General features: G+C 70.2%; 7 protein-coding genes. 6 read left to right on the forward strand and 1 reads right to left on the reverse strand.

Going from position 1 to position 5143, the window contains the following annotated elements; genetic code table 11:
• The 6 genes from BLW84_RS45835 to BLW84_RS45860 all read left to right on the forward strand — a co-directional run.
• The coding region (locus BLW84_RS45835) for a superoxide dismutase (protein ID WP_093279027.1) at positions 1-471 on the forward strand (471 nt) is incomplete at its 5' end.
• Positions 472-700: 229 nt separating this feature from the next.
• A complete protein-coding gene (locus BLW84_RS45840; protein ID WP_093279016.1) occupies positions 701-2050 on the forward strand; it encodes an ATP-binding protein in 1350 nt (449 codons plus the stop codon).
• Between the two features lie 75 nt (positions 2051-2125).
• On the forward strand, positions 2126-2539 hold the full coding sequence (locus tag BLW84_RS45845; protein WP_093279018.1) for a roadblock/LC7 domain-containing protein: 414 nt from the start codon (positions 2126-2128) through the stop codon (positions 2537-2539).
• Complete coding sequence (locus tag BLW84_RS45850; protein WP_093279020.1) at positions 2539-2898, forward strand: DUF742 domain-containing protein; 360 nt, start codon at positions 2539-2541, stop codon at positions 2896-2898. The genes BLW84_RS45845 and BLW84_RS45850 overlap by 1 nt, the downstream gene beginning before the upstream one ends.
• Positions 2899-2941: 43 nt before the next feature.
• The gene (locus BLW84_RS45855) at positions 2942-3478 is read left to right on the forward strand and encodes a GTP-binding protein (protein WP_218157780.1); all 537 of its coding nucleotides are present in this window, start codon (positions 2942-2944) and stop codon (positions 3476-3478) included.
• Entirely contained in the window at positions 3475-4710 is a 1236-nt protein-coding gene (locus BLW84_RS45860) for a cytochrome P450 (protein WP_093279023.1), read from the forward strand. Before BLW84_RS45855 ends, BLW84_RS45860 begins: the two co-directional genes overlap by 4 nt.
• Positions 4711-4857: 147 nt before the next feature.
• On the opposite strand, the gene BLW84_RS45865 is transcribed toward BLW84_RS45860, so the two are convergent.
• Positions 4858-5143: transposase (locus BLW84_RS45865; RefSeq protein ID WP_177227085.1), on the reverse strand; the 286-nt coding region annotated here is incomplete at its 5' end.

Here is a 5143-nt window from a genome sequence, read left to right on the forward strand (position 1 = left end):
GGTGACTTCTCCTCCATCGTGGGGCTGGAGACCACGCTGGCGTTCAACCTGGCGGGGCACTCGCTGCACCTGGTGTGGTGGAAGATCCTCTCGCCCAATGGCGGGGACAAGCCCACCGGCGAGCTGGCGGCGGCCATCGACGAGGACTTCGGTTCGTTCGACAAGTTCCGCGCCCAGCTGGAGGCCGTGTCGACGACGATCCAGGGCAACGGCTGGGGCGTGCTGGCGTGGGATCCGGTCGGTCAGCGGCTGATCACCCAGCAGCTGCGGGATCACCACTCGAACCTGTCGATCGCGACGACGCCGCTGCTGGTGTTCGACATCTGGGAGCACGCGTACTACCTGCAGTACCGCAATGTGAAGGCGGACTACGTCAAGCACCTGTGGAACGTCGTCGACTGGGACGAGGTTTCCAAGCGCTTCGCCGACGCCCGCGCGGGCTACAACGGCCTCCGCCTTCCCACCGCCTGACGAGCGGGACAGCACGGCGGTCTCGGGGCCGCGAGTCCTTTCCGGGCAGCATTCCGGGGACTCGCGGCCCCGTCGTGCGTCCGGCCGCCGGATCGGTGCGGTGGCAACCGGTTCTGGAAATGTCATCCAACTGTGAGTTATCCGAATGCAGGCTCGGATACGATCGTGGGCCCATGGCGAGTCCGCCAGCTCAGCTCCGCTACCGACCGGCCACTTAGGACCTCATTTGATGCCGACCCGCGTCTCCGCTCACCGTCGAGGAGGGCGGCCACCGCTGCTCGCGTTCCTGGTCGCACTGGTCGTCACCGGCGGCGCCTGCCTGTGGGTGTCCCTCGCCGCGCCGGCCGGCAGCCAGGCGCTCGTGGCCTGGTACGGCGCCGTTCTTTCGTTCCTGCTGTCCGTTTCGGTCGCCGTCGTGGCCGGCGGTGTGCAGCTGTTGCGCCATGCGCGGGCGGATTCGGCGGCGCTCGACGCGGAAGGCGCCAGGCTCGCCGGCGAGGCGCTTCCGGCCCTGGCGCAGCGGATTCGCGGCGGCGTCGCCGCGGACGCCGCCTTCGCCGAAGTGGCGCCGTCCTTCGGCATCGCGCACCAGCGCGTCATCCGGGCCGTGGCGCAGGAAGTCGCCACCGGCGAACGCATGCGCGCCGCGGCCATGGCCACCTGCGCCAACGCGGCCGGTCGCATGCAGGCGCTGGCGACCAGCACGCTCGCCGACCTCCGCGAGATGGAGAACCGGCACGACGAGGACGTGCTCGCGGACCTGCTGAAGCTGGACCACAGCACGGCGCAGGCCGGCCGGCTCGCGGACAGCATCGCGGTGCTGACCGGCGCCCGCTCCGGCCGCCGCTGGACCAAGCCGATCGTGATGGAGAGCGTGCTGCGCGGCGCGATGGGCCGGATCAGCTCCTACCAGCGGGTCCGGCTGCACTCCACCAGCACGGTCGCGGTGGTGGGCTACGCCGCGGAAGGCGTCATGCACGCGCTCGCGGAGCTGATGGACAACGCCACCCATTTCTCGCCGCCGGCCGAGGAGGTCCACGTCTACGTGGAGGAGCTGCACACCGGCGTCATCGTCACTGTCGAGGACAGCGGCCTGGTCATGAGCCCCGCCGCGCTGGCCCGCGCCGAGCGCGCCGTATCGGCGGAACCGCTGGACCTAGCGGCGATGTCGGGCACCCGGCTCGGGCTCGCAGTGGTGGGCCAGCTGGCCCGCAAGCACGGCCTGACCGTCTCCTTCCGGTCGTCCTCGCGCGGCGGAACCGGCGTCGTGGTCCTGATCCCGCGGCAGCTGATCACACAGCCGCGACCGGAACCCTCGCCAGTCCCGAGGCAAGCACCGGAAGCCCCCGCGGCGCCGGTCGTGGACGAAAGCGCCGATCCGGCACCGGAAACCGGCGACGAGCCGAACGCGCTGCCGAAGCGCCGCCGCGGCAAGACGCTGGCCGCGGCGCGATCGGCCGCCGCCGAGCCGAAGGAGTCCGAGCCGCCCCGGCCGCGCCCGGACGCCGGCACGCGGTTCGGTGCCTTCCGCAACTCCCGGCGCGACTCACCGTCCACTTCGGACGACGACTCTCGATGACGGCCTGATTACCTGGACAACGGATTGGAGGCGCGGGTCGGTGCCGGTAGCCCGGAGCACCGCCCCACAGCTGCGATGACCACGACAACTCGCGACCTCGATTGGTTGCTGGAGAACCTGCTGGAGCGGACGCCGGGCACCCGGCACGCCCTGGTGCTGTCCAAGGACGGCCTCAAGCTCTGCCACACGCCCGGCCTGTCGGTGGACCAGGCGGACCAGCTGGCCGCCATCGCCTCCGGCATCCAAAGCCTGTCCTACGGGGCGTCGGTCGAGTTCGGCGACGGCAGCGGCGGCGTCCGGCAGTCCATGACCGAGTTCTACGGCGGCGTGCTGTGCATCGTCGAGGCCGGGCTCGGCGCGCACCTCGCCGTGCTGGCCGCCGACGACGCGGACGTCGGCGTCGTCGGGCACAACATGAACGAACTGGTGGAGCAGATCGGCGAGTACCTGAGCTCGCCGCCGCGCGACGACGACCCGGCCGAGGCGTGATGGCCAGGCGGTTGATCGACGAGGAGGATCCGGACCGGCTCTACACCGTCACCGGCGGCCGCAGCCGGCCCGCCGAGGACACCTTCGACCTGGTGACGCTGATCGTCGGCGAATCCGATCCGACTCCGGGAATGCAGTCCGAGCACGCCAAGATCCTGCGGTTGTGCCACGAGCCGGTGGCGGTGGTGGAGCTGTCGTCGGACCTCGGGTTGCCGGTGAGCGTGGTGAAGATCCTGCTCTCCGACCTGCTCGACATGGGCAAGATCACCGCCCGCCACCCGTCCTCGAAGCGCGTCGAGGCGCAACTGCCCGCCCCCGAATTCCTCAAGCAGGTGCTCGTTGGACTCCGGAACATCTAGTCGCGTCCCGCTGCGCGACACCGCCGCGGACGGCCTGAAGATCGTGATCGTCGGCGGGTTCGCCGTCGGCAAGACCACCATGGTGCGCTCGGTCAGCGAGATCCGGCCGCTGAGCACCGAGGAGACGATGACGCAGGCCGGCATCGGCATCGACGAGACCGGCGGCGTCGGCGGCAAGTCGACCACGACGGTCGCGTTCGACTTCGGCCGCATCACGCTGGACGAGCGACTGGTGCTGTACCTGTTCGGCGCGCCCGGCCAGGAGCGGTTCTGGTTCATGTGGGACCAGCTGTTCTCCGGGACGCTCGGCGCCGTCGTGCTGGTGGACGGCCGCCGCCTGACCGATTCCTGGTACGCCATCGACCGCCTCGAACACCACGGGATGCCGTTCGTGGTCGCCCGCAACAACTTCGGCGAACCGGAGCACAGCCTGACGCAGGTGCGCGCCGCGCTCGACCTGTCGCCCGAGGTGCCGCTGATCGACTGCGACGCCCGCGACCGGGAGTCCAGCAAGGCCGTGCTGGTCGGGCTCGTCGAACACCTCCACGCCCTGTCGACCGCCCGGGAGGCCACGCGGTGACCAGCCCCAACGAGTCCTCGGCATTCGCCGAGGACACCCACGCCGGGGCCGCGACGTTCTACGGTCCGCGGTTCCAGAACAACCCCGAGGCGGTCTACCGGGAGCTGCGGCGCGAGCACGGCACCGTCGCGCCGGTGCTGCTCGAAGGCGGTGTGCCGGCGTGGTGCGTGCTCGGCTACCGCGAGGTCCACCACGTCACCAGCAACCCCGACCTGTTCGGCCGCGATTCCCGCCGCTGGAACGGCTGGGACGCCGTGCCGCACGACTGGTCGCTGCGGCCTTACGTCGAGCCCCAGCCGTCGGTGGTCTTCACCGAGGGCGAGGACCACCGCAAGCGCGGCGGTGCGCTGGCCGAGGCACTGGCCGATGTGGACGAATTCGACCTGCGTTCGCAGGTCGAGCAGATCTGCGACGGCCTGATCGACGGCTTCGCCGGCCGCGGCGAGGCGGATCTGATCGCCGAGTACACGCACCAGATCCCGCTGCTGGCGCTGCTGAAGATCTACGGGCTGCCGGACGACGAGGCTCCGACGCTGGTCCGGGACGTGGCGCTGTCGGCCGAGGAGGGCGACGAGGCGGTCCGGGCGCACGAGCGGGTCGTCGCGCGGATGCTGGCGCTGGCGAGGGAGAAGCGCGAGAACCCCGGCCGCGACGTGCCGTCGTTCCTGCAGGCGCATCCGGTGGGGTTCACCGACGAGGAGATCGCGACGGACCTGTTCATCACGATGGGCGCGGGCTATCTGACCACTTCGGACTGGATGGGTAACACCATCCGGCTGATGCTCACGGACGAGCGCTTCGCGGTGACCCTCGCGGGCGGCCGCCGCAGCGTCGGCCAGGCCCTCAACGAGGTGCTGTGGGAGGACACCCCGACGCAGAACTTCGTCGGGCGCTGGGCGACCCAGGACACGAGGCTGGGCGGCAAGCGGATCCGCAAGGGCGACCTGGTGGTGCTCGGGCTGGCGGCGGCGAACACCGACCCGCAGGTGCGGCCGGACTCCTACGCGGGCGCGGCGGGCAACCAGGCGCACCTGTCGTTCAGCCACGGCGAGCACGGATGTCCGTTCCCCGCACAGGAAATCGCGCGGATCATCACGACGACGGGCATCGAGGTGCTGCTGGACCGGCTGCCGGACGTGGCGCTGGCGGTGGCGCCGGAAGCCCTGGTGTGGCGTCCGTCGGTCTGGATGCGAGGCCTGACGACCCTACCGGTCACCTTCACCTGGTACTGACCGTCCGCAGGGGTGTGCAGTTTCAATGAGGTTTTTCCAACCTCGTTCTGCGTGGCGGTGCGGGTGGCGGCCCCCCTGCGGGAGTTACAGCGTCCGCCTGGCTGTGGGTGCCCTGACTTATTGGGGGGTAGGGCAATTGTGGCGTGTCTAGTCGGCGGCGTAGCGGACTTCTTCCTTGCCGAACAAGGCACGCACGTGGTCGGGCTGGTTCTGGCGACGGCGCAGGTGGGTGCGTGTCGCTGCGGCCAGCTCGGACTTGGTGCGAGGGCTTGTCGTTGCGGTCACGTGATGTTTGATGTCACCGTTGAGCAGTTCGACGGGGTTGAGTTCGGGGCAGTATCCGGGCAGGAAATGCATCTCGATCCGGTCGTGGTGGCGGGCCAGCCAGTCTTTGAGCAGTCTCGCCCGGTGCACGGGGTGACGGTCGGCGATG

Source organism: Saccharopolyspora shandongensis (genome assembly GCF_900106995.1).
Taxonomy (GTDB): domain Bacteria; phylum Actinomycetota; class Actinomycetes; order Mycobacteriales; family Pseudonocardiaceae; genus Saccharopolyspora; species Saccharopolyspora shandongensis.

Coding starts and splice junctions, on each gene's coding strand:
- BLW84_RS45850 (WP_093279020.1), top strand. CDS start 2,539: ATGGCCAGGCGGTTGATCGACGAGGAGGATCCGGACCGGCTCTACACC.
- BLW84_RS45840 (WP_093279016.1), top strand. CDS start 701: ATGCCGACCCGCGTCTCCGCTCACCGTCGAGGAGGGCGGCCACCGCTG.
- BLW84_RS45845 (WP_093279018.1), top strand. CDS start 2,126: ATGACCACGACAACTCGCGACCTCGATTGGTTGCTGGAGAACCTGCTG.